We start from the raw sequence: 25,090 nt of genomic DNA on the forward strand, positions 1-25,090 counted from the left end.
TTATTCACCTCTTAGTAAATCGGCTAACTCTTCGCGGCAACGTGTTTCAACGTCATCTAACTCTGTCATGAGCATTTGAATGTCGTGTAATTGCTGTCGAAGTACGGCTCGTTTTTGTTCGGTCAGTTGCAGCATGGTTTTCAACTGCACACTGGAATTCGGGTTGCTGTCGTACAACTCGAACAGATTTTTTATTTCGGCTAATGAGAAGCCCAACCTCTTACCACGCATAATTAGCTTTAACCTGACGCGGTCTTTGTTACAGTAGATACGGTTCTGTCCGGTACGTTTGGGGCTCAGCAATGACTGTTCTTCATAAAAACGTATTGAACGCGGGGTAATATCGAATTCCCTGGCAAGTTCTCCGATGGTGTAGGTTGATTCATTTTCTTGATTGGTCATTAGCCGATTTCCTAAAGTCTCACCTGTAGTTACCCGGTAGTGTTGTATTGTAAACAGACTGCAGTTTACGTTAACGTTAGGTTGAGTTAACGTAAAGGTAAAGTAACAATTCATTAACGTCAATGGCGTGAAGTGCGAGGCTTTCTATAAAACCAAAGTCTTGTGTTTATTTTTGTATACAGGTGTAAGCTAAGGCTTGTTTATTTTTGTTGTAATGATTGCTTTTGTTCGTGTGCAGGTGTTGAGTTAACTGCACATAGCCGTGCAAAAAATCGGCAAGCAAATAAAAGCAATGATGCGGTTCCGGCTTACCGGTAACCGGTAACCGGGAACAATAAACAGACCGCAGCTGAACGTGATCTGTCGTTGTTGGTAAATTACTGACGGGATAAGTGCGCCACTCGTAACACTTATTCTACAGGTTGGTATTAACTGTTTGTGTAAAACCTAAATGAGGCAAGGAAACTATGAGTAAAGAATCTGTCGTTATCGTCGCTGCAAAACGTACTCCCATGGGTGGTTTTATGGGTGGTTTGTCGGCGTTACCCGCAACAGACCTGGGTGCGGAAGCAATTAAGTCTGTGTGTGGTGGTATTGACGTCAATGTCATCGATGAAGTGATTATGGGATGTGTATTGCCTGCAGGTTTAGGACAGTCGCCAGCTCGTCAGGCGTCTTTAAAGGCTGAATTACCACTGGCAGCCGGTGTCGTTACGATTAACAAGGTATGTGGTTCAGGTTTAAAAGCCGTTATGCTGGCGTCTGATATGATTCAGTCTGGCAGTGCCGAAGTAATTGTAGCGGGTGGTATGGAAAGCATGAGTAATGCACCTTATTTACTGCCTAAAGCCCGCGCGGGTTATCGCATGGGGCATGGTCAGGTTATGGACCACATGATGCTGGACGGTTTGGAAAACGCCTATGACGGTCAGGCAATGGGCTGCTTTGCTCAGGCAACCGCTGATGCAGAAGGATTGACCCGCGAAATGATGGACGAATTCGCCATCGGTTCGTTATCAAAAGCAAATGAGGCGATCAGTTCAGGAACGTTTAACGATGAGATCACGCCGATCACGGTTGCCACGCGCAAGGGTGATGTTGTGGTTGATACCGACGAAGGCCCGCTGGGTGCCAAACCTGAGAAAATTCCAACGCTTCGCCCCGCATTTAAGCGCGATGGTACCGTTACTGCTGCCAACTCAAGTTCAATTTCAGACGGTGCAGCAGCACTGTTGGTAATGAGTGAATCAAAAGCGGCGGCACTGGGGTTAACACCGCTGGCGAAAGTAGTGGCTCATGCAACGAACTCGATTAAGCCGGAAGACTTTACTGTTGCGCCTGTTGGGGCAATGGAAAGAGTACTCGATAAAGCAGGCTGGACCAAAGACGATGTTGATTTATACGAAATCAATGAAGCGTTTGCTATGGTAACTATGTTAGCAATCAAGAAGTTAGGTCTTGATGCTGCAAAAGTGAATGTGAAAGGCGGTGCGTGTGCGTTGGGTCACCCGATTGGTGCGTCAGGTGCACGTATTCTGGTAACGCTACTTCATGCGCTGAAACAACAAGGTAAATCCAAAGGGATTGCGTCTTTGTGTATCGGCGGTGGTGAAGGCGTCGCGTTAGCGGTAGAAATGCTTTAAAACCTAAGTTGGAACGAGGCGCATTAGCGCCTCGTTATTTGAACATGTCGCGACCAAACGTTCTGTTTTAAGGTAACTATAAGCTCTTAACTACCTGTTTCATTGGCTTTTCTGTACTGTTTAAGTTGATTTCACTCCTGTGAAAACGCATACTTAACTGAAATAAGAATACAGTGTTACCATGTTCAAGTTTAAAGCTATTTTAGTGCGATGGCTGGTGTTTTCTGCCTTATCTTTAGGTATGACGTCTTCTGCAACTGCTTCGCCATCAACAGTTACCTATTGTATTAATCCTTCGTGGGTGCCGTATGAAATGCTGCGCAATGGCGCGCATGTTGGCATTTCTGCGGAATACCTGGAAGTTATAGGTGAACTCGCCGACATCAAATTTGAGTTGGTTGCAACCGATAGCTGGCAGCAATCACTGGAATTTGTACAAACTGGTAAGTGCATGGTGTTGCCCATGCTTGCACAGTCTTACGCTCACCGTACTTTTCTGAGTTTTACCTCGCCGTATTTTGCTACCCCCAATGTGCTAGTCAGTGATAGTTATGATGTGATGTATCACGGCGTAGATGGTTTAACTCATCAGTTGGTCGCCGTCGACAAAAACAGTTATTTAGCTGAATACTTAGCACGTTATTACCCCGATATCAGGCTGCAGTTAATGAATTCAGAAACTGATGCTGTGAGGGAATTAGTGCGTGGTAATGTGGATGTAATGGCAGGAGCAATGCTAAGTGTGAATTCGGAATTGAACCGAATGAACCTGCAAGACATGGCAATTACCGGATATGTCGAGCCCATGCATTTATTGCGAATGGGGGTGAACAGAGCGCATGCTGAGCTGGTACCCGTTCTCAATTCTGCGATTGAACGCATTCCCGAAGCCACCAGTGTTGCTATTTATAAACGTTGGAATAACGTAAAGAGCCAAAGGCAACAGGACTTCCGCCTGGGAATCATGGTAGTGTTTTGCGGCGGTATTGTGCTGGCAACGCTGATTTGGCGAAAAAATTTGCTGCGTCGTTGTTCGCGTGAAATGCGGCACAAGCAGGATGAAATGGAGAATCTTCAAACGGTTCTGCTTGAAAAAAACCGCATGCTGGAGTTTTTGTCTTCACACGATACGGCAACCAATCTGTACAACCGCAATTTTATGCTGCATCGAGCCGAAGACGAAGTGTCGCGCTTTAACCGTTTTCATACTGCCGCCAGTTTGATTTTATTTGATTTTACCAGTCATTCTGTAAGACAGATGAACAGCAGGCCGTTAATTAATGAAGAAGGCATAAAAGAGTTAGCCAGGATTTGTTTATCTTGTGTTCGCGAAGTAGACATTGCCGGTCGCTGGAGCTCAGAACAAATTATTGTATTGTGTCCGCAAACTCCAATATCTGCTTCTAAAGTGCTGGCTGAGCGGCTAAAAGAAGCGGTTGAGACGCACCAAAGACCCGATATCCGCGAGTTGCCATTCTCAATTGGTTTGGCCGCGTTACAAGAAGGCGAAACCTTCGCCGACTGGTACGAAAGGGCCAGTCAGGCACTGTATCTGGCGCGTCGCCAACACGGCGGAAAGGTAATGATAGCCGAAACGTGATTGTGTGAGCTAATCCTTTCATAGAACAAACACCGCGTTTTCACCATTTTTTGTAAGAGCTTAAATAGCTACCTAACAGAACAGATCATACTTGCTGTCGTCCCTGAATGGCGAAGCGATATCCGCGAACTCCTTAATTGGCCGAAAGGTTACCACTACCTTTATTTACGCGATCGAAATAAATAGGTAACACTCTACCGCTGAGTGTAATGTATTGGTTCTGGGCGTCATGCAGAGATTGTTAGGGTGGGTGAGTCTGCATGCCAAATGAATTATCAAATTAGGAGCAATTGTATGGCCACTAACACAATTAACATTCATCGGGTTTTTCGTGCAGAGCCTGAATTGATTTACCGGGCATTCCTTGATGGTGCTGCATTATCAAAATGGCTTCCTCCCAATGGATTTACCTGCAACGTTGATCATATCAATGCAGTGGTTGGTGGTACTTTCAAAATGTCATTTACGAATTTTTCGTCAGGCAATATGCACTCCTTTGGTGGGGAGTACCTTGAATTGGTTCCCAATGAATTAATTCGATACACAGACAAATTTGATGACCCAAACCTGCCGGGAGAAATTCTCGTTACCATTACCTTAAAGAAAGTCCTGTGTGGTACAGAGATGCATATTGAGCAAGCGGGTATTCCAGATGTAATACCGCCAGACATGTGTTACTTGGGGTGGCAAGAATCATTAATACTGTTGGGCAAGTTGGTTGAAACAGTAGTGGCAGAATAGTGCTATGTGGTTTTGCAGTGCAACAACACCCCGCAAAACCACAATTGACCAACCGCCGGTTATCACAACGTGTTAGGTGTTTGCATTAATTTCCTGAAACGTTCAAACATCTACACGTTACCAATCAGGTAATAGGCTCATATTTCCATTGATGCATGTCGTAGCTTACCTTAGCTCGTTCGTATTCCCGCTCTGAACGCCAGGTACGGTTATTGAGCTTTACGGTTACCCCTGAATACATCTTTTTGGTCGCGATTAAATGTGCGGCTTGTTGGTAATGTAATTTGGCTTCCAGCAGTTCTACTGATTTGCTTTCCATCCACGACAGTAAGGTCGTTTCATGCCTCAACATCTCTTTGGCTTCCGTTACTTTGGCAAGCAGCGACTTGGGGACCACCCGGTTATTAATTAGATCAATTTTTTCCTTGTGTCGCACTGCATTCGAGCGGATTTGTTGAAGCAATTCCTCAAAAAATTCTTTACGAGCCTGTAACTGATTGAAACCGTTACTGAAGTCGATTCGCAGGGTGCTACCAGAAATTGCTCCAACGGTTCCCGCGATGACCGGCCCCTGGCTGCTGACTTCACAGGCAAAGATATTGCCCTGAGGATGCTCTGGTCGCCCGATTATAACGCCTCCGCCTGAGTTAACCCGGCAGTGTGCCAGTTGGCGCCCTACGTTTAAACTGCCTCCGCAAAGAATGTCAACGCCCTGGCCGTGCTGAATATAGATACTGCCGCCGGCTTTTAACTGACAGGTGTACTCGCGCATTACATCCTGTTGTTTGCCCATGGCACCTTCGGTAATAATGATGTCGCCACCAGCCTCAATCATTGCCGATTCAGCGAATCCATTAACAGTGACATCACCTTTGGCTTTAACGTGCATGTTTTCTGTAACATCACCGTTCACCAACACCGAGCCTTCGTAATTAACATGCCCGGTACCTACATTTACCCCAGGGCAAATAAAGGTGTCGTCTACCTGCATGATTAAATCCTGGTATTTAGGCATACCGGCTATGGTCGACATCACCAGATTTTCGTCGTGATCACTGATGGCCGTGCCATTACCAATTTTTAACGGGATCCAATCGCCTTCCTTTGATACCAGCTTATTGCCGCGCACATCAAATCCGCTGCGACCCTTGGTGGGGGGCTCCCTGCGCAACACTTCCGCGTGCGCTTTTACACACACAATCTCTCCCAGGTTGCGCATGTCTACTTTGGATTGGTTTGACTGTTGTGGACGCAATACCCGATCAAGTGCGTTGGGTACCAGAGGGCGCTGCCGGGAAGAACGGCCATCCCGGGGCGGCAGTCCTTTGGCTATGAGCCCCTCAACTCGTTTACCCGGCTCGGCTTCTTTAACCTGATTGATAAGGGCCGTAACACGCTTTTTACCCAGGCCCCGGCGTATATTGGCTTTGTTTGCCAGCCTCAGTACCTGCTTTAATTCAGGGATCTGACCTCCGTGCGGGGCGGTAAAAATGGCGTAACCCGACATGTTATCTTCGCTGATGCGAAACTCCAGCTCGCAATGCCGCCGTTCACCCACTTGTTCCATAACACTGGAAGTGTCTTTGGTTTTATAAAAGTGATTGGCTTTGTCGCACGTAGCTTTAATTGCTGACTGAGATAAATAAACTTCGTTGAAGCCTTGTTCACACATGGCATCGTAAACGGCCTGAGCGTTGAGCTCCTGCTCGAGCTGATCGGGTGCGATGGATAGCGTAACGTAATTACGATTTTCATCGAACGAAAACTGAACACCTTTCATTGCAATTCCTGTCCTTTATCGTGTTTAGTTGCCTGGAAAAAACACTGCTTTTTATTATTAAGTGCACTTTGGGCATTGCTTGCCTCAGGTTCTTTTGTGCTGAACCTGTAACAGGTAAAGGGACATACTTCTCGCGTATGACACTTATACTAAAGATGCACTAATACCAACAAAATCACAAGTTTTGTGCGTAGGCATACAGGGCTTTTAATATTGCTTTGTTTTGCGCGTTGTCGGCGTGTTGCTCAGCCAGTTTTTCCAGTTCAAATAAATACGCTTCCAGCGTAATACTGGCGGGGGAAGCCGGGTCGGTTAACCTAAACTGCCGGTGACGTTGCCACTTTTGACTTTCTTCGTAGGTGAGGGTGTTTGGGTAATTCCTGGCGCGATAGCGAAATAACTGGGATTTCAGCGTAGGGTTGTGAATTTTATCAGCCAGGCTTACCAATTGCTCTGGTGCGGATTCTCTCACCGCGGTACACCAGTGTTTTTCTTCATTGGTTAAAAAGCCGCCACTGTATAGCGCATGATCCGGATCCTGTTCCAGTTCGTCGTGCTCTGTGTGGTACAACTCAACCAGTTTTTGAATCCAACTGGTGTGTGCAACGAGCTGGCGGTAATGTGCCAAACACTGTTCTCTGTCTAATCCTAATCGCGCCGCCGTGTCTTCAGTCAGCGCCTTGGCGGTAGTGACAAAAGGCGAGCGATTAATGTGGATAAGCTTAATGCCAGGGCGAAGTTCGCCGTCTTGCATGTCTTCCTGTTTGCGATATAAGCGCGCTTTTAAGGATTCGGTATCCAGTTCGAGAATGGGCGTGGGATCCGACTGTAAATCCACTGTAATAATCGCATTTGGGTTTGTAGGGTGCTGCGCAACAGGCAGGATCCAGGTACAACAACCCTGACTGGCTGGAATCTTAGAAGAAACATGCACCAACGGCGTGAGTTGTTGTAGGTTTATTTGTTTGAGTACGTTGGCTTTTTGACGTAACGACAGCGCAAACTCAAATAATTTTGGTTGTTTTGTTTTAATCAGTCTGGCCAGCGCAATGGTTGCCCGCACATCGGATAACGCGTCGTGCGCGTGTCCATGGTCGATACCGTTGGCCGCGGTGAGCAGTTCCAGTTTAAAACTTGGCGAGCCATCGTCACGTAATGGCCATTCTATGCCATCCGGGCGAAGCGCATAGCATGCGCGCACCAAATCAATGATGTCCCATCGGCTATTGCCGTTTTGCCATTCCCGCGCGTAAGGATCGTAAAAATTCCGGTAAAACAAATAGCGCGATACTTCATCGTCGAACCGAATACTGTTGTAACCCACCACACAAGTGCCAGGTTCCATCATGGCCTGTTGTATTTTGGCGGCAAAATCCGCCTCAGTCATACCATCTCTGAGCGTGTGTTGCGGCGTCAAGCCCGTTACCAGAGCGGCCTGCGGCTGGGGTAAGTAGTCGTTAGCGATCTGGCACAGAATGTTGATAGGTTTGCCGATTTCATTCAAATCTGCATCGGTGCGAATGGCAGCAAACTGGCTGGGCATGTCTTTTTGCGGGCTGACGCCCCAGGTTTCGTAATCGTGCCAGAGAAAGCTGGCTGGGCTTGGTTGACTCATCGTTTAACGGTACTTTTATTGGTAGTTACTTTTATCGTCACGAGCGCAATATTCTCAAAGATAACGATGCTATGTGCCATTGAACTTAGCACTGGACAGGCCACATGAAAATCTGGCAGGTAATGATAGCGATACTAACATGCCCCCCAGAGGGACCCAAGCGCAAACCGCTATTCTTCACTGGAAACGGTTTGCTGGCGTCGTTTCTGTGTTCATGCGAAACACGTTAAATTCGATGAACGTCAACATTTGCACACTACTTCAACTGGTCTTCAATACTGGAAACCCGTAAAGTAGTAAGGTCAACAGAGCCTACTAACGAGTTACTGGGAACACACATGAGTATAATTAAAAAACTGTCTGTCGTTTGGTTAAGCAGTTGTATGGCGCTATCGGCCTGGGGCCAGGAAGTAGCCATTGTGATCCACGGCGGGGCGGGAACTATTTTGCAGGCCAGCATGACCCCCGAGCGCGAAGCCGAATATGTTACTGCGCTGCAAGCGGCCGTTCAAATGGGCTATGGGCTGCTTAAAAGCGGCGCAAAAGGTGAAGAGGCCGTAGTGGCGGCTATTCAGGTTATGGAAACATCGCCTTTGTTTAACGCCGGTATTGGTGCGGTGTATAATTTTGAAGGTCAGCACGAGTTAGACGCCTCGATTATGCACGGCGGTACGCTGAATGCCGGTGCCGTAGCGGGGGTTAAAACCATTCGTAGTCCAATTGCTGCAGCGTTGGCGGTGATGGAACAATCTCCACACGTGTTATTAAGTGGCAAGGGGGCGGAAGAATTTGCCGAATCGATTGGCATGGAGCCGGTAAAAAATACCTTGTTTAATACAGAACGTCGTTACAAAGCGCTGCTAAAAGCCAAAGAACGCATTCTGAATGCAAATATTACTTATGGTGGTCAGCAGGGTAATGAACGTTTTGGCACAGTGGGAGCTGTGGTACTCGACCAATATGGCAATCTTGTAGCGGGTACCTCAACTGGCGGCATGACCGCAAAGCGTTATGGGCGGATCGGAGATTCACCTATTATTGGTGCGGGTACTTATGCTGATAACGCCAGCTGCGCCGTCTCGGCTACCGGTCATGGTGAGTATTTTATTCGCTATCACGTTGCAGCAGATATTTGCAGCAGAATGAAGTATCGCAACGACTCATTGGCCGACGCAGCTAATGCGGTGGTAAATGATGTGCTGGTAAAAGCAGAAGGCGATGGCGGTATTATTGCGGTGGATGCAAAAGGGAATATCGTGGCGGTGTTTAACACCTCTGGCATGTACCGCGCACAAATAGATACCCAGGGCAACATGAAAGTGGGTATTTATGAAGAGTGGATCACGGAATGAAGCGCAAGTAACTGCGCAATCAGTTGTGATTGAGGCGCAACTGGAAATCTATGTTTAAACGTTTCTTCACTCGTACAAAGGCGGCGTCCGTGCCAGTTATTATTGTTGGCACGGATTACTTGTCTTATAAGTTAGGTGAATCCCTTAAACAACAACAGCAGTTCGTTCCGCTTTTTTTCATTAATCAGGAGCCCTGGCATCATCGCACCAAAATGCTGGATGCCGAGCTTCGTTATGAAAATGAGTTAATTGCGTTGGTAAAACATTACGGTATTCGGGCGGTATGCTGTGTTGAACCAACGGATTACCAGCGTTATCAGACGCACTTCGCCGACCAATTGCACACACATCATTGCAAAGTCCTATTCAGCCCGTCTGCAGCAGAATTACCGTCGCTTTTTCAAGCAACATCCTCTTCCATAGCAAATAGTTAAATTCCTATAGTCATCATTGCTTTTATGCATGTGATTTTTCTGAAACTGCGCTACGCTTAAATTAGACGAGTTTCTGGCAATACAGGCTATACCAAGCGCTAGAGGCTGTTGATACGCGTTTAGCAGTCCGTACAGGCAACCTCAGGATAATAACAACTATGCAGTACCAGCCGTTTTGGGCTATCGCTGCGCAGGAGGAAAAATGGAATCGTTGCAGGTTTGCGATTATATGAACCACCATCCCGTTAAACTTAGCCGCAATATGCCCGTGGCAGAAGCTGTGGAGCGTTTGCTGCATAAGCAGCAGTCTGGTGGGCCGGTGTTGGATGAAGACGGAAAATTATGTGGCTTTTTGTCTGAACAGGACTGCATTAAAGCCATGGTTGAATCTACCTACTACCGCGAACAGGTTTGCAGAGTGGGTGAGATCATGCATTCGCCGGTAATGACAGTGACAGACACCATGTCTATCTTAGAAGTGGCAGAAAAACTACTAATTGAAAAACCGAAAATGTATCCCGTAGTTAACGCCGATGGGGCGTTGGTTGGGTGTATTAGTCGTACCCAGATTTTGGCAGCAATCGATAAACAGCTTCACGCGGAATACCCTAAAACCGCCTGATATCCTGTTCGCCTCATGTTAACCATGCTTGATATGAGGCAACTGCTCCAAATAGCTGCAACTAAGGAAAGTGAGCGGCTTTGTGCTCGCTTGAGCGCTGATTTCACCGTTGATGTGTGGCAAAACACCCGAAAAGGCTAGAAAAACACAGCTGGTTCTTCTAGGATCGCAGTTTTGCAGTTTCAGAGTCAAGCACCGTTCACTATGCCCAATCCCGCGCCGTTTAAAGCTCTTTTTAGTCAATTGCCCCAATGCGCTATTGCCGATCGTTTTTCTATTCGACGTCAATTGCAGCACTTGCAAAAAGCGAATTTAGCCGACGAGTCCGTGCAGCAGCAATTAGCCAAGGTGATTGACCGGCTCAATGCCTCCATTGCACGCTGCGAAGAAAGGGCGGCTGCGGTACCCAAAATTGAGTACCCGCCGTTACCGGTAAGCGAACGCAAAGACGACATTAAAGAAGCCATTGCCAACCATCAGGTGGTGATTATTGCCGGCGAAACCGGTTCCGGTAAAACCACTCAGATCCCCAAAATATGCCTGGAATTAGGCCGCGGCATTACCGGTAAGATTGCGCATACCCAGCCGCGCCGATTAGCAGCCAGAAGCGTCGCATCGCGCATCGCAGAAGAGTTGGGCACGCAGATAGGCGAAAAAGTCGGGTTTAAAATCCGATTTTCCGATCAGGTTAGCGACAATACTCTGGTTAAATTAATGACCGACGGTATGCTGCTGGCAGAAATGCAGCAGGACCGATTTTTAAATGAATACGACACCATCATTATCGATGAAGCGCACGAACGCAGCCTGAACATCGATTTTCTGATTGGCTATCTAAAGCAATTGTTGGTAAAGCGCCCAGAGCTCAAAGTTATTGTTACGTCAGCGACTATTGATCCGGAGCGTTTTTCCAGGTATTTCAACGATGCGCCTATCATTGAAGTCAGTGGTCGTACGTTTCCGGTTGAAATCCGTTATCACGATCCGCAGGATTCGGAAGAGGAGCAGGATCAGGTTGACCGGATCATCAATGCTGTTGATGAACTCATGCGCGAGCCGCGTGGAGACATTCTGGTATTTTTAAGTGGTGAACGGGAAATTCGCGACACTCAGGATGCATTAAGTAAACAGCAGTACCGCAATACAGAAATAATTCCTCTGTACGCGCGCTTGTCTGCTTCAGAGCAGCAACGGATTTTTCAGCCTCATGGTGGGCGCCGAATTGTACTGTCAACCAACGTGGCGGAAACGTCACTTACTGTGCCGGGGATTAAATACGTAATCGATCCGGGTACTGCACGCATTTCGCGCTACAGTCCGCGCAGTAAAGTACAACGATTGCCCATTGAACCGGTATCCCAGGCCTCGGCAAATCAACGGGCTGGTCGTTGTGGCCGTGTGTCAGAAGGGATTTGTATTCGCCTCTACAGCGAAGACGATTATGAAAATCGTCCGGCGTTTACCGATCCGGAAATCCTGCGGACTAATCTGGCGTCGGTTATTCTGCAAATGCTTACGCTGGGTTTAGGCGATATTGCGTCATTTGACTTTGTTCAACCACCAGATAGCCGCCAGATTAACGATGGGTTTCGATTGTTGGAAGAAATTCAGGCCATCGAGCGGCGCAAGGGCCAGCCCCGTTTAACACAGTTAGGCCGTCAAATTTCACGCTTGCCGGTAGACCCCCGATATGCCCGTATGGTGGTGGCAGCCGGTGAATACAACAGCCTGATGGAAGTGATAGTAATTGCGGCAGGACTCACCATACAGGATCCGCGCGAACGCCCTCAGGAAAAGCGGGCGCAAGCCGACGAAAAACATTCAGAGTTTGCCGATAAAGACTCGGATTTCATCGCACTATGGAATCTCTGGCAGGCGTTCAGAGAAAAGCAAAACGAACTGACGAATAACCAGTTGCGCAAATGGTGTCAGACAAACTTTATTAATTATCTGCGCATGCGTGAGTGGCAGGATATTGTGAGTCAGTTGCGTAAATCGGTTGCGGAACTTGACTTGCGCATTACTCAGCAAGCGGCTGATTACGCTTCAATACATCAGGCTTTGTGCACAGGCTTACTGTCGCACATAGGTATGAAAGACAAAGAGCGGGAATACCTTGGCGCCCGTAATACCCGATTTATGATTTTTCCGGGGTCAGGACTATCCAGAGCTAACCCCAGATGGGTCGTGGCGGCTGAGCTGGTTGAAACTTCAAAGCTGTTTGCCCGTATGGTGGCAAAAATCGATCCCGCGTGGATAGAGCGCCTGGCCGGGCATCTTATCAATCAACATTACTCAGAGCCTCACTGGTCTAAAAAGCGCGGTGCAGTCACCGCCAGCGAAAAAGTCACGCTGTTTGGTTTACCCATTGTTGCTCAGCGATTGGTAACCTATAGCCAGATCGATCCACCTGTATGTCATCAGTTATTTATTCGCGAAGCGCTGGTGAATGGTGATACGCGACTGCAATACGACGTGCTGCAAGACAATCAGGCATTGCTGCAACTGGCCGACGACTGGGAGCAGAAAACACGGCGTCGTGATTTGATGGTTGATGAGCAACAACTGGTAGACTTTTACGCTGCAAAATTGCCGGTTGCCGTTAACAGCGAAGCGGCATTCAAAAAGTGGGCAAAACAAAAAGACGCTCTGGCGTCGCTGCGGTTTACCGAACAGGATGTGTTCGTGCAGCAACCCGGCACAGGGTTGGCTAATGCCTTTCCCGATAGCTGGCAACAAGGAAACCTGACGCTGCCGTTACGCTATCATTTTGAACCCAATGCTATTGATGACGGCGTAACGGTTAGTATTCCACTGCCATTGCTGAATCAGGTGGTTGCCGATGGTTTTGACTGGCAGGTGCCAGGATTGCGCCACGAGTTAGTGGTACAACTGATCAAGAGTTTGCCTAAGCGACTGCGACGCAATTTTGTACCCGCGCCTAATTACGCTGAAGCCTGTTTGGCTGATATGAAAGAAGCCGACGAAAAAACGGGTAAACCCATTCCGTTGCTGGAGGCGTTAGCGCAAAAATTACTGCGTATGACAGGGGTTGCTGTAACACCAGAAGACTGGCAGTTAGATCAGCTCGACAAGCACCTGGTGATGCATTTCGAAGTGGTGGATGCCAATCGTAAGGTGCTGGCCAACGGCAACGATTTAGAAGCGCTGAAACAGACCCTTCAGGGAAAAGTAAAGCAAACCTTCGAAAAAGCGGCAACGCCAGAGCTTGAGCGCAAAGATATCACCAGTTGGGATTTCGACGCGCTTCCACAAAGTTTCACGCAAAAGCACGGCGGTTTTGAAGTGCAGGCGTATCCTGCGCTGGTGGTGAAAGGCAAGCGCGTTGACATAGAATTGTTACCGGAGGCAGAGCAGGCAGAAAAGCAGCATCAGCAGGGGTTAAACCGATTGCTAATGGTGAACATGCCATCGCCAGTGAGCTACCTTGAACAGAAACTGCCCAACAAAGCTAAACTGGGGTTGTATTTTAATCCTTTTGGGCAAATTAAAGCCCTTATAGACGATTGTATTCTTGCGGGTATCGATGCGCTAAGTACGCGTTTTCAGGAACAATCTGGATGTATTGTACGCGAGAAAGCACAATTCGATGCCTGCCTGGATTACGTAAGGGCAAACATTAACGACGAAGTACTGGTCATTGCACAACTGGTAGAAACCGGGTTAACGCTGGCCCATGAATGTCAGAAAAAGATGAAAGGCAAGGTGTCATTCGACATGGTTACCGGTTTAAGCCATGTTAAAAGCCATTTGTCCACATTGGTGTTTCCGGGATTTGTTGCAGAATTTGGCCGTTCAAGACTGGAAGACTGGAATCGCTACCTAAAAGCGCTGGCACGACGGCTTGAAAAACTGGCGGTGGATCCTAATCGCGATCGTATGCAGCAACTGGCCGTTGAGAAGGTGGAAAGCCGTTATCAAAGTGTGCTTGCCAAATATCCGAAACACAAAGTGCCAGAGGAATTACTTGCAGTGCGGTGGATGATAGAAGAATTACGGGTATCCTTGTTTGCTCAACAACTTGGTACAGCAATACCTATTTCAGCTAAGCGGATAGAAAATCAACTGGAAAGCTTTTAAGCTGAAATAACATTGACAAGCGGTAAATGTCGCCCTATAACCAATATCATGTGAGGGGGGCTCTACAGGCTTCCTATTGATATGGTAGTAGCGATCACAGGAGATGTAAAAATGTTAGGATACGACGACAAGCGAAACTTTTTCAGGATGATGGTGAATTCTCCTTGTCAGGTGCAGATCATCGATGACGAGTCGAGTCGTTCATTGCAGGCAGTGTGCAAAGATATCAGTGCAACAGGCATGTCATTGGAAGTGGATGAACCGTCCATTGAAATTGGTACAACGGTGAATATCAGCATCGACTCTACCAGTTCTCAAATTCCGTCATTATCTGCAGTTGCCAAGGTAGTGCGTTGTGTTGCCCAGTCAGACAGCAGCTGTGTAATTGGGGTTGAAATCTCAGAAATGAAATAATCATTCGACGCGATTGCGTTTGCTAGTGTCGAATCGATTCATTTAATTAAACCAATCAATAAAATTGGTTTTAATTTATCTTTTCTATTAGCAATACTTCTCATTATCAAGTGAGGAGATTGCTATGTTAAAAACCATTACCTTTGCCATCGTACATTTCTGTGTTGCGTTCACGGTAACGTATTTATTAACGGATAGTTTTTTGGTTGGTGGCGCAGTAGCGTTAGTTGAGCCGGCAATTAATACCGTTGTTTTTTACTTCCATGAAAAATTCTGGCAGAGAATAAATACCAATTCACATAGAGGTTTACCCACTCAGCAACCCCCTGAGGGTAAACTTGCAGGCTTTTTAGCTAGGCTTGGTTGCGCAGGTTTGGTGGTTCCAAATCAAGCAAGCGTAACAACGCTAAAAAGTCTGCCAGTTCACCCTTAGGGTATTGCCCGAAGGGAGTGGCCAAAACGACTTACATCTGTGTTGCGCCCTCTGGACATAGAATAACTATGCCTCAGAGTGCGCGTCGTGATCTAAGTCGTTTTCGACTTGCCCTCAGGGATCACTCTGAGAGGGTAAACCTCTATACGAATTGGTATAGCGCCAATGGCCAGGAATTTTCACTGGCCGCTTAATTGGCTGTCAGCACTGGTGAGGGCAGGGAGTTATTCTATCTGACAAATCAAACCTTTCAGATAGTAGCCTTCCGGATAGTTGAGCGCGGCAGGGTGATCAGGGGCCTGTGACAGGTGTTCCAGAATGCGTGCCTGACGACCAGCATCCAGTGCTGCATCTGCCACCACCTTCTGGAAAAGATCGGCAGGCATTAACCCCGAACAACTAAAAGTTAACAGAATACCGCCAGGTTTTACGGCGTGAATACCATACATATTGATGTCTTTGTAACCCCGGCAAGCGCGGGTAAGAGACGCCTTGCTGTCAACAAACTTGGGCGGATCAAGGATCACCATATCAAATTGCGTTTGATTGCTGTGATACTGACGCAACACGTCAAATACATCGCCTTTTACCTGGCTGCACTGTTGCGGGTTAAACCCATTCAGCTCTATGTGAGTTGCCGCCATATCCAGTGCCGGTTGTGATACGTCCACGTTGGTTACGTGAGTGGCGCCACCCCGCAGTGCATAGCAGGCAAAAGTGCCGGTATAGCTGAAGCAATTAAGTACACTGGCATTTTGTGCATATCGGCTTGCCGCAAAACGGTTTTCCCGCTGATCGAGATAAAATCCGGTTTTGTGCCCGGTGTGCAGATCGACGCGAATGGTGACCCCGTGTTCCTGTATATCCACGGTTTGTGGTACATCACCCCATAATGTTTGTACCAGCGGCTCCAGTCCTTCTTTTTGCCTTACGTCTACGTCGCTGCGTTCAAATATAGCGCGCAGCGGCGACAACGTGCGTTGTAATGCCCAGACAATTTTATCGCGGTGCTTGTCGGCTCCGGCACTCAAAAGCTGAACGACGGCAACGTCATCGTATAAATCAACAGTAACACCCGGCAAGCCGTCTGATTCAGCGGCAATTAATCGGCACGCATTGGAATTTGAGCGGGCCATAATTTGTTGGCGCAGTTGCCAGGCCGATTCGATTTTGCGGCAAAAGAAGGCGTTATCGACGGTTTCGTTTTGGTCGAATGTCCACATCCGCACTCTAATTTGTGAATTCGGTGAATACGCGCCGCGGCCAAGCCATTTGTTGTCTGCACTGAATACGTCTACCGTATCGCCAAGACGACACCGGCCTTTTACCGCGGCAACCGCACCTTCAAACACCCAGGGGTGGCGGCGTAATAAAGACTTTTCCCTTCCGGGTTGTAAATAGATTTTTGCAGACATATGCTTGGCATTCTTAGAACTATGACGGGCGCGCAGTATACTGGCGATAGCGATATGAAGTCCAGTTACCCGGGCATTTGCCTTGCTGCTGGTGGCTATTGTTTTTACTTGCGCTTGCACAAGAACGCGTATTAATCAGGGCAAAAGGAAATCAATGTGTCCGATAATCTGGCTCAACCCACTTTTACTGTTGTGACTCAGCTCAGTGACATGGACTTTGACACCATCCACGCCTTTATCAGTCAGACTTACTGGGCTAAAGGCATCCCCGCCAGCACCTTGAGAACGGCGTTAGAACACTCAGTGTGTGTTGGTATTCTGCACGGCAAGGAACAGGTAGCGTTTGCCCGGGTGATCACAGACAAAGCCACGTTTGGTTATTTAGCTGACGTGTTTGTGTTACCTGCTTATCGCGGCCAAGGGCTGAGTAAACGCCTGATCGACACCATTGTGCATTTACCTGAATTACAGGGCTTGCGGCGTTTTATGCTGGCCACCAAAGATGCGCATAGCCTTTATTCGCAATTTGGTTTCAAGCCGGTTACTGATCCCACGCCGCTTATGCAAATCCATCGGCCTGATATTTATCTGCAAGGGCAATAAACAGAGTGATGAACATGAAATATATAGCGTTTGATAGCAATAATCCCCAGGCGTTATTGCAAATTGCAGAATGTGCTGTGCCAGCCATAACACCCACTCAGGTGTTAGTGAAAGTAAGCGCATTTGGCGTTAACCGCGCAGACTTATTGCAGCGTGCCGGGCACTATCCGCCACCACCGGGTGAAAGCGAGATTCTGGGTTTAGAAGTCTGTGGCACCCTTGTTTCTATTGGTAGTGAAGTCTCTGGCTGGCAGCCAGATGAAAGGGTTTGTGCCATCATTGCGGGCGGCGGCTATGCCGAGTATGTTGCCATTGAGGCGTCACACCTTCTGCGCGTGCCGGCAAATTTAACTGATGCTGAAGCGGCCGGTCTTGCAGAAGTTTATCTCACGGCTTTTCAGACACTACATACTATTGCTGGATTACAGCGCGGACAAAAGGCGCTGATTCATGCCGGTGCCAGCGGTGTTGGGCTGGCCGCCATTCAGCTTTGTCGCCTTTGGGGCGTAGAGACTGCCGTGACGGCGTCATCAGCTGACAAGCTGGCCGTGTGCGCGGCGCAAGGTGCATCGGTGTTAATTAATTACACCCACCAGGATTTTGTCAGTGAGCTCAAGCAGCACTGGCCTGATGGGGTCAATGCGGTGCTGGATATGGTGGCGGGCGACTACGTAAACCGAAATCTCAATATTATGGCGATGGATGGCACTGTGGTTTATCTGGCAATGATGGGCGGCCGGTTTGCCGAAAAGCTGGATATGGCTAAGTTACTTGCAAAGCGAATAACGATCACCGGCAGCACATTAAGAAACCGCTCGGTAGCGTACAAGGCCGATTTAGTGGCCGCATTTTCAAAAGCGTGTCTGCCCGCTTTCAGCACCAGAGAATTATCGGTGGTAATAGACGGCGTATACAAGGTGACAGACATCAATGCGTGTCACGAAGCCATGCAGCGCAACGCAACCAAGGGAAAGCTGGTGGTGCGTTGGCAATGAGAGCATCCACACTGTTTTTATTTATTGCATTAGCAGGGACTGTGATCCCGCTGAAAGCGTTCGTAAACTGGTTGATGGAATACGGCGTGCACCCCGTATTATTTTGGCAGCATCTAACCGCTACTCCGCTGAGTGTTTTTGCCTGGCTGGATGTATTTATACCAATTCGCACAGGAGTTTACCCACTCAGCAGCCCCCTGAGGGTGAACTACCAGGCTTTTTAGCTAGGCATGGTTGCACAGGTTTGGTGGTTCCAAATCAAGCAAGCGTAACAACGCTAAAAAGCCTGCCAGAGTTGCCCGAAGGGAGTGGCCAAAACGACTTATATCTGTGTTGCGCCCTCTGGACATAGAATGACTATGCCTCAGAGTGCGCGTCGTGATCTAAGTCATTTTCGACTAGCCCTCAGGGATCACTCTGAGAGGACAAACTCCTGTGCGAATTGGTATTATTTCTGCAGTAGCGATTCTGGTATATTTATATATCACTAAGGCACGTTACTCGTACCCACAAATTATCAGTGTTGTCGCGGCAACCTGCCTGATTGGTGTGTCGTGCGGGCTGCCATTATTGATGAGTTATCAATTCCGGCAGCAGGAAAGCGGGAAGATTCCCGCTGAGTAGTTGGAATATTCACCCGTAGATTAGGTGTTTGAACTCTCTGGCTGATACCCCGAGTCTTCCTGAGTTGGGTTATTCGCACCCGCCCGGGCCAATTCGTCGCAGCGTTCGTTTTCAGGATGGCCGCTATGGCCTTTAACCCAATGCCAGTTCACTTTATGGCGTTTTATTGCGTCGTCCAGGCGTTGCCATAAGTCGGCATTTTTTACCGGTTTCTTGTTAGCGGTACGCCAGCCATTTTTCCGCCAGCCATGGATCCACTGATTAATACCGTTTTTTACATACTGACTGTCGGTGGTGAGTTCTACCAGACAGGGTTTGGTCAGTTCGTTGAGTGCGGCAATAGTCGCCAACAGCTCCATCCGGTTGTTGGTAGTGAGCGTATAGCCCTGACTCAGCTCTTTGCGGTGTTTGCCGTAAATGAGTATCGCGCCGTATCCGCCTGGCCCGGGATTGCCTAAACACGAGCCATCGGTAAAAATATGAACAGATTGTTGCGCCACGAATTCTCCTTTTTTGTTATGAAGGCGTGGTCTGCCAGCAATGGCTTGGTATACTACCGGAATCTGACCAAAGTTTAGAGTGGTTTATGCGTCAAATAGTACTGGATACAGAAACAACGGGTATCGAACCCAGAGAAGGGCACCGGATTATCGAAATTGGTTGTGTAGAAGTGGTTAATCGCCGATTAACCGGCAATCATTTCCATGTGTACATTAATCCTCAGCGCGAAATTGAACAGGAAGCCATTGAGGTTCACGGGATCACCAATGAGTTTCTGGCTGACAAGCCGGTGTTTGCCGATGTAGCCCAGGACTTTGTGGACTTTATTCGCGGCGGCCAATTGGTTATTCACAACGCTCCGTTTGACGTGGGCTTCATGGATCACGAATTTGCCATGCATGGCCCCACTTCAGGCATATTAACACGCGAAATCTGCACGGTACTGGATACCCTGGTACTCGCCAGAGACATGCACCCCGGGCAAAAAAATAACCTGGATGCATTGTGTAAGCGCTATGGCATAGACAACAGTCACCGCGAATTGCACGGCGCTTTACTGGATGCTGAGATCCTGGCCGATGTGTACCTGATCATGACTGGTGGTCAGACGGATTTGAATCTGGCGGGGAATAATCAGGCGGCTGGTACCGGGGCAGAAGTGATCCGTCGAATTAAGCGCGGCGCAAATAAATTAAAGGTTATTCAAGCCACTGCCGATGAATTAACACAACATGAGGAACGTCTGAACCTGGTTGAAAAACAAGGCGGACAGTGTTTGTGGCGTAACCTCTGATTTCTTTTAGCCGGGATAGGGCGCTAGCATTGGTTTTAAATCGCATCACACGCATATGCGTACTGTGGACTCTGGTATTGGCATCCGGGCATGCTCTGGCACAGTCACGCGATGAAATATTAAGTCCGGCTACTGGCTCAGCACCCAAATCGGCGGCTCCAGGTTCAGCCGGTGCTGATGATTCCCCTATATCGCTAATCGGCAGCGAGTACGAAAACGGTATTAAGCTATTACAAAACCGCTTTCGAATTGATTACAACGTGGAAGAAGTCACTATGGTGTTCTTCCGCGAATATGGTTCTGCACCTGTGGTGTTGGTACGGCCTGACGGTTCCAAAATTTTTCAGAGTCAGGTAGACGGTAAAGACATCTTTTGGTTTGATGCCGACACCTACGACATGATCAATATTAAAAATCCGGTTCCTGGTCCCTGGCAGGCGGTGGGGCAAATCCTACCGGGTAGCCGGGTCATGGTGTTGTCGGATATCGCGTTACATGCCGATCCGCTGCCTAAAATTCTGTTCTCCGGTGAAATTCTTAAACAAACGGCTTATTTAACCAATGGCGATAAGCCAATTGATTACAGCCAGTTTCGCGACGTGGTAGAACTCACCATTGATTTGGTGAGTACCAATAACCCCAACTATGACAATTTTGGTGCCGACGACCAGCAAATTGCTACCTTTGAAGACAATGGCAGAGGCATGGACGAAGCACCGCTGGACGGTATTTTTACCGGACAGTTTAACCTGGGCGTTGCAGCAGGAGAGTGGCAGCCGATCTTTCGTGTCAGCACGCCGATGTTTACCCGGGAACAGGTCGATCCGCCCATTCGTTTGTATCCCAATCCGGTCATTATGAATGTTGAGTTAGATGGCGGCGGCAATGATTACCACAAATTACTGATTGACGTAGACCGCGAGCTGGTTGACTTAAATTCGCTACTGATAGATGGCAAAGTGCGTTACCCCAATGGGGATGTTCAGAATTTTTCACTTACCGAACCCAGTGATGCGGTGCGGGAGCATCTGATTATTGCTTTTGACTATGGCATTTTCCGCGTCAAGCTCACCGCTTATGGTAAAACGGTGAATGGCCGGGATTTTATATTGGACGTGCCCGAATATACGTTTCTGGTGGCGGAGCCAGAATTACCTGAGCCTGAGATTGTAGCGCCGGTGGCAGAGACGATGCCTGAACCTGCTATTGTTATGCCGGAACCCGTTCCTGAACCTACCGGCATGGATAACCAAACGCTGATGATGTGGCTGATTGCTGTGAATGGCGGCATTATTCTGGTTGGTGGAATAGTGATTGGCTTGGTAATGTGGTTTAAACGCCCCAGGAAAGCCCCGTCTGACACCTCTGCTAAAGCGTCAGCAAAAGTTTCTGGAAAAGTTTCTGGAAAAGCGCCGGGAAAGACGAACAAGGCGCCTGCTGAAGGTGAGGCGAAAAAAGGGTTCCTTGCAAACCTGTTGGGCAAGTTTAAAAAGAACAAAGCACCAGAAGGCAATTAACCGTCAGACATGACCCAACGTACCTGCTTATATCAATAAGTATTTGTTCGTTCATTGGTTTAACCGGGCTAGCGGATTTTTAATCAATTCGTTGCCAATTTCGTCGATATGGCGAATAAACAGGCAAACGATTCGAAGAATGACAGTTTGGTAAAAAAAACCGTTGACTCGACTAAATGGAATCCGTATTATCTGCGCCGCAGTGAGGGGCATGGTTCTGAAAAGAATCTTGTTAAATCGCTGAAATAATTGAAAATGTGGAGCGGTAGTTCAGTTGGTTAGAATACCGGCCTGTCACGCCGGGGGTCGCGGGTTCGAGTCCCGTCCGCTCCGCCACTTTTCAATTGTGACTTAGGCTTATGGAGCGGTAGTTCAGTTGGTTAGAATACCGGCCTGTCACGCCGGGGGTCGCGGGTTCGAGTCCCGTCCGCTCCGCCACTTTTCAATTGTGACTTAGGCTTATGGAGCGGTAGTTCAGTTGGTTAGAATACCGGCCTGTCACGCCGGGGGTCGCGGGTTCGAGTCCCGTCCGCTCCGCCATTAGCCTAATTCACATTCCCAGTGGAGCGGTAGTTCAGTTGGTTAGAATACCGGCCTGTCACGCCGGGGGTCGCGGGTTCGAGTCCCGTCCGCTCCGCCATTCGGGAATCTCTTCTACTTTGTACGTTTCGTTACAAATCATCCCTTACATCATTACTCAGTCTTTTTTATACTCGACGGCACATTATTGTCTGGAAATTCGCGTATGGAAGAATTAGCCGAAGGTTTGTTACGCACCGCGTTTCGCGTCGCAAAGTGGGTTCTTTTTGAGTGGTTTGTCGAAGTGGTTCTGTATTGGATTGGCAGAGGCACACTTAAATTCTTTTCGTTCGGGCGATACCCTCATTTCAATGATAAAGCGGAAGGTCGGTGCATTACTACAGGTTTTCTGACTGTGGTCGTTGTATTCGTCGCGCTCATTTATCTTCTTTAATACCAATAAATGTGTTTCTAATCTGAACAAACACTACCGTATTCTACAACATTTGAATTTTTGTGATTGATAATGATTGTTTTTGCGTTATCATGTTCGTTGTTAAATTCATGTAACTTGCCGGCAATGCAACCGTTCAGTTCACACTGGGTTGTTTGAGTCGGGCAGGACGCAACAGACAGGTAGCAACACAGTGAAAGCCATTCTAGATATCGGTAAAACCCACATTAAATTACTGTTTGTACAAAACGGTGCAGAACAAGCCAGTTTTAGTTGTAAAAATGCGCCTATCGCGGGAATGTATCCGCAGGCTGATGTGGCCTCAATCTGGTCCTGGCTGTTAGAAACCTTTCACTCCTACCCAGGCACGAGTAAGGTTACTGATTTGGTTTTCACTACGCATGGCGCTACCGCTGCACTGGTTAACACTGAGGTGCAGGATAAGGCCAATGCACTGGCACTGCCAGTCCTTGATTATGAATTCACCGGTGTCGATAGTTGCACTTCGGCCTACCAGGCGGTACGGCCTGCATTTGAAGATACCTTGTCCCCCGAATTACCGGCAGGGTTAAATTTGGGTAAGCAGTTGTTCTGGCTGCAGCAGAAATATCCCACGCAATTCGCCAATACCACTCACATTGTCATGTATCCACAGTACTGGGCATGGCGGTTCGGTGGGGAACTAGCGAGTGAAGTGACGTCACTGGGTTGCCATACTGATATGTGGTCACCAAAAGCCGGGCAATATTCATCGTTGGTATCGCAGCAGAACTGGCTAAACCTGATGCCACCTATGCGTAACGCCTGGGATTGTTTGGGGCAGGTTAGTGACGCTGTTGCAAAGGAAACCGGATTACCTGTTGAGTGTAATATTTATGCCGGTGTACACGACAGCAATGCCAGCTTTTTACGTTACCTGAAGTCCAGCCAGACAGGCAGCGGCGCGTTTACTGTAATTTCAACCGGTACCTGGACTATTCTGATGCAGGGCAACGGCAACGTTGCGGATTTAGCGGGGCATCGCGATACGCTGGCCAATGTGGATGTAAAAGGCAATCCGGTGTGTTGTGCCCGTTTTATGGGGGGCAGGGAATACGAAAGTATTTGTACTACCCTGGGTGGCAATATCAGCATGACAGTGGAGCTGAATGATGTGCAGCGAGCCATCAGTGAGCAGTGGCTGGTAACACCGGATTTTAGCGCGGGCAACGGGCCATTCGGTGGATTAACGCCGTCATTTTGTTGTCCTTCAGCGCCTGAGGCTCCTCAGGCCATAGCCACACTGTATTGTGCACTGATGATTGATCAGCGACTCAACGATTTAAACGCGTCGGGTCCTATCTTTATTGAAGGGGCATTCTTAAAGAATCCGATACTTTGCCAAATAGTTGCGCAGTTGCGCGCCGATCAGCCGGTGTATCTCTCTGCGGATAATACCGGTACGGTAATGGGGGCTGCGGCGCTCATTGATTTTGAGCACACCAGCGCACTGGCATTTCCGTTGAATCCTTGCCAAGCCACTCAATTCGACGATTTATTGGCTTATAAAGCGGCGTGGTATAACGAAATCAATAAAAATCAATCATAAATTTCACATTATGATTGAAAATGAATTGTTAAATAACTATATTTGGTCAAGTTTGCGTAAACACAACAGGACCAAATATGCTGGAAAAACAACGACAACAATTAATTTTAGATATTCTGGATGAGTCTTCTTTCGCCAGTGTGAAAGAGTTGTGTAAGCAATTAAATTCGTCTGAAGCCACCATTCGCCGGGATTTGGTAAAGCTGGCGGCCGCGAATAAAATCAAAAAAATTCGCGGTGGTGCGCAGGTAGTTGATACGCGAACCGTGTCGAATATTAAGTTGTCGGGCAATGCGTTCCTGGTTGATCGCGAGCGCAACACCGACACTAAGCGCATGATTGCCAAAGCCGCTACACAAATGTGTAATGACGGTGATTCCATTATTATTAATGGCGGTACGTCTACTTTTATGATGGCGGAGTTTTTAGCGGAACGCCGCATGAATATTCTGACCAATTCCTTTGTGTTGGCTAATGAACTGCTTGATAACAGCCAGAATCAAATTACCTTGCCTGGCGGTGAGGTGTATCGCAAGCAAAGTATCATTTTGAGTTCTTTCGAAAACGATACTACGCAAAATTTCCATGGCTCTAAAATGTTTATGGGCTCACCGGGTGTGAGCGAATTTGGCGTGGTAGAAAACGACCCGTTATTAATTTTGGCTGAACAGAAGTTACGCAAGCGCGCAGAGCAACTGATTGTACTGGCGGATAGCAGTAAAATTGGCGTTCGCGGTAATCTGATATTCTGTGGTTTGTCTGACGTAGATGTTGTCATCACCGATTCCAATGCCGACCCTGAAGTGCTGGATAAGATCCGCACCCACGGTGTAGAAGTTCTGGTGGTTGAAGCCTGCGAATAAACGTGTTTGCCGCTTTCGGACAGTCACTCAGAACACAAGAGTAATTGTCCGAGCCCTCCATTCGAACTTTCCCTTCGAACG

23 protein-coding genes and 4 tRNA genes are annotated in these 25,090 nt (G+C 48.0%); 22 read left to right on the forward strand and 5 right to left on the reverse strand.

Annotated features, from left to right (window positions below; translation table 11 throughout):
- Positions 1-402: a MerR family DNA-binding transcriptional regulator gene (locus FJ444_RS06100; protein ID WP_140957053.1), complete on the reverse strand. Its 402-nt coding sequence runs from the start codon at positions 400-402 to the stop codon at positions 1-3.
- Positions 403-869: 467 nt separating this feature from the next.
- On the opposite strand from FJ444_RS06100, the gene FJ444_RS06105 reads away from it, so the two are divergent.
- From FJ444_RS06105 to FJ444_RS06115, 3 genes are all read left to right on the forward strand, one after another.
- The gene (locus tag FJ444_RS06105; protein WP_140957054.1) at positions 870-2,045 is read left to right on the forward strand and encodes an acetyl-CoA C-acyltransferase; all 1,176 of its coding nucleotides are present in this window, start codon (positions 870-872) and stop codon (positions 2,043-2,045) included.
- Between the two features lie 181 nt (positions 2,046-2,226).
- A complete protein-coding gene (locus FJ444_RS06110; RefSeq protein WP_140957055.1) occupies positions 2,227-3,645 on the forward strand; it encodes a GGDEF domain-containing protein in 1,419 nt (472 codons plus the stop codon).
- Between the two features lie 294 nt (positions 3,646-3,939).
- Positions 3,940-4,386, forward strand: a complete 447-nt coding sequence (locus FJ444_RS06115; RefSeq protein WP_140957056.1) for an SRPBCC family protein — start codon at positions 3,940-3,942, stop codon at positions 4,384-4,386.
- 124 nt (positions 4,387-4,510) lie between these two features.
- On the opposite strand, the gene FJ444_RS06120 is transcribed toward FJ444_RS06115, so the two are convergent.
- A complete protein-coding gene (locus FJ444_RS06120) occupies positions 4,511-6,166 on the reverse strand; it encodes a DUF342 domain-containing protein (protein WP_140957057.1) in 1,656 nt (551 codons plus the stop codon).
- Between the two features lie 175 nt (positions 6,167-6,341).
- Positions 6,342-7,781: an exodeoxyribonuclease I gene (sbcB, locus tag FJ444_RS06125; protein WP_140957058.1), complete on the reverse strand. Its 1,440-nt coding sequence runs from the start codon at positions 7,779-7,781 to the stop codon at positions 6,342-6,344.
- 338 nt (positions 7,782-8,119) lie between these two features.
- Between sbcB and FJ444_RS06130 the strand changes: the two genes are divergently transcribed.
- From FJ444_RS06130 to FJ444_RS06155, 6 genes are all read left to right on the forward strand, one after another.
- On the forward strand, positions 8,120-9,133 hold the full coding sequence (locus tag FJ444_RS06130) for an isoaspartyl peptidase/L-asparaginase family protein (RefSeq protein WP_140957059.1): 1,014 nt from the start codon (positions 8,120-8,122) through the stop codon (positions 9,131-9,133).
- An 89-nt stretch (positions 9,134-9,222) separates the two neighbouring features.
- Complete coding sequence (locus tag FJ444_RS06135) at positions 9,223-9,567, forward strand: hypothetical protein (RefSeq protein WP_140957060.1); 345 nt, start codon at positions 9,223-9,225, stop codon at positions 9,565-9,567.
- Between the two features lie 202 nt (positions 9,568-9,769).
- Positions 9,770-10,189 carry a CBS domain-containing protein gene (locus FJ444_RS06140; RefSeq protein WP_140957061.1) on the forward strand — a complete coding sequence of 140 codons (420 nt, stop codon included), beginning with the start codon at positions 9,770-9,772 and terminating at the stop codon, positions 10,187-10,189.
- Between the two features lie 204 nt (positions 10,190-10,393).
- Positions 10,394-14,290 carry an ATP-dependent RNA helicase HrpA gene (hrpA, locus tag FJ444_RS06145; RefSeq protein WP_140957562.1) on the forward strand — a complete coding sequence of 1,299 codons (3,897 nt, stop codon included), beginning with the start codon at positions 10,394-10,396 and terminating at the stop codon, positions 14,288-14,290.
- Between the two features lie 111 nt (positions 14,291-14,401).
- Positions 14,402-14,704: a PilZ domain-containing protein gene (locus FJ444_RS06150; RefSeq protein ID WP_140957062.1), complete on the forward strand. Its 303-nt coding sequence runs from the start codon at positions 14,402-14,404 to the stop codon at positions 14,702-14,704.
- A gap of 124 nt (positions 14,705-14,828) precedes the next feature.
- On the forward strand, positions 14,829-15,137 hold the full coding sequence (locus FJ444_RS06155; protein ID WP_140957063.1) for a DUF2061 domain-containing protein: 309 nt from the start codon (positions 14,829-14,831) through the stop codon (positions 15,135-15,137).
- A gap of 224 nt (positions 15,138-15,361) precedes the next feature.
- Here FJ444_RS06155 and FJ444_RS06160 read toward each other — a convergent pair whose 3' ends face one another.
- Positions 15,362-16,552: a class I SAM-dependent rRNA methyltransferase gene (locus tag FJ444_RS06160; protein WP_140957564.1), complete on the reverse strand. Its 1,191-nt coding sequence runs from the start codon at positions 16,550-16,552 to the stop codon at positions 15,362-15,364.
- A 210-nt stretch (positions 16,553-16,762) separates the two neighbouring features.
- On the opposite strand from FJ444_RS06160, the gene FJ444_RS06165 reads away from it, so the two are divergent.
- The 4 genes from FJ444_RS06165 (at position 16,763) to FJ444_RS06180 (ending at position 18,774) form a co-directional block, all read left to right on the forward strand.
- Positions 16,763-17,155 carry a GNAT family N-acetyltransferase gene (locus FJ444_RS06165; protein WP_140957566.1) on the forward strand — a complete coding sequence of 131 codons (393 nt, stop codon included), beginning with the start codon at positions 16,763-16,765 and terminating at the stop codon, positions 17,153-17,155.
- A gap of 14 nt (positions 17,156-17,169) precedes the next feature.
- Positions 17,170-18,150 carry an NAD(P)H-quinone oxidoreductase gene (locus FJ444_RS06170; RefSeq protein WP_140957064.1) on the forward strand — a complete coding sequence of 327 codons (981 nt, stop codon included), beginning with the start codon at positions 17,170-17,172 and terminating at the stop codon, positions 18,148-18,150.
- Positions 18,147-18,374, forward strand: coding sequence for a DUF2834 domain-containing protein (locus FJ444_RS21775; RefSeq protein WP_140957065.1), 228 nt, complete (start codon positions 18,147-18,149; stop codon positions 18,372-18,374). The genes FJ444_RS06170 and FJ444_RS21775 overlap by 4 nt, the downstream gene beginning before the upstream one ends.
- Positions 18,375-18,585: 211 nt before the next feature.
- Positions 18,586-18,774: a DUF2834 domain-containing protein gene (locus FJ444_RS06180; RefSeq protein ID WP_140957066.1), complete on the forward strand. Its 189-nt coding sequence runs from the start codon at positions 18,586-18,588 to the stop codon at positions 18,772-18,774.
- A 20-nt stretch (positions 18,775-18,794) separates the two neighbouring features.
- Here the strand turns inward: FJ444_RS06180 and rnhA are convergent, their stop codons facing one another.
- Complete coding sequence (rnhA, locus tag FJ444_RS06185; RefSeq protein WP_140957067.1) at positions 18,795-19,274, reverse strand: ribonuclease HI; 480 nt, start codon at positions 19,272-19,274, stop codon at positions 18,795-18,797.
- Positions 19,275-19,360: 86 nt separating this feature from the next.
- Here rnhA and dnaQ point away from each other — a divergent pair, with 86 nt between their 5' ends.
- The 9 genes from dnaQ (at position 19,361) to FJ444_RS06230 (ending at position 25,009) form a co-directional block, all read left to right on the forward strand.
- Positions 19,361-20,068: a DNA polymerase III subunit epsilon gene (dnaQ, locus tag FJ444_RS06190; protein WP_140957068.1), complete on the forward strand. Its 708-nt coding sequence runs from the start codon at positions 19,361-19,363 to the stop codon at positions 20,066-20,068.
- Positions 20,069-20,097: 29 nt separating this feature from the next.
- Positions 20,098-21,585: a TIGR03503 family protein gene (locus FJ444_RS06195; RefSeq protein ID WP_255439057.1), complete on the forward strand. Its 1,488-nt coding sequence runs from the start codon at positions 20,098-20,100 to the stop codon at positions 21,583-21,585.
- Positions 21,586-21,844: 259 nt separating this feature from the next.
- Positions 21,845-21,921: transfer RNA gene (locus FJ444_RS06200), tRNA-Asp, on the forward strand.
- 25 nt (positions 21,922-21,946) lie between these two features.
- A tRNA-Asp gene (locus tag FJ444_RS06205) sits at positions 21,947-22,023 on the forward strand.
- A gap of 25 nt (positions 22,024-22,048) precedes the next feature.
- Positions 22,049-22,125 (forward strand) — tRNA-Asp (locus FJ444_RS06210).
- Between the two features lie 23 nt (positions 22,126-22,148).
- Positions 22,149-22,225, forward strand: a tRNA-Asp gene (locus FJ444_RS06215).
- Positions 22,226-22,330: 105 nt separating this feature from the next.
- Positions 22,331-22,558, forward strand: a complete 228-nt coding sequence (locus tag FJ444_RS06220) for a hypothetical protein (protein ID WP_140957069.1) — start codon at positions 22,331-22,333, stop codon at positions 22,556-22,558.
- A gap of 193 nt (positions 22,559-22,751) precedes the next feature.
- Complete coding sequence (locus tag FJ444_RS06225; protein ID WP_140957070.1) at positions 22,752-24,146, forward strand: FGGY-family carbohydrate kinase; 1,395 nt, start codon at positions 22,752-22,754, stop codon at positions 24,144-24,146.
- Between the two features lie 77 nt (positions 24,147-24,223).
- Positions 24,224-25,009 (forward strand): DeoR/GlpR family DNA-binding transcription regulator, encoded by a 786-nt coding sequence (locus tag FJ444_RS06230; protein ID WP_140957071.1) that lies wholly within the window; start codon positions 24,224-24,226, stop codon positions 25,007-25,009.
- The last annotated feature ends 81 nt before the right edge of the window (positions 25,010-25,090 follow it).

Source organism: Aestuariibacter sp. GS-14, assembly GCF_006494365.1.
GTDB classification, from domain to species: Bacteria; Pseudomonadota; Gammaproteobacteria; order Enterobacterales; family Alteromonadaceae; genus Alteromonas; species Alteromonas mangrovi.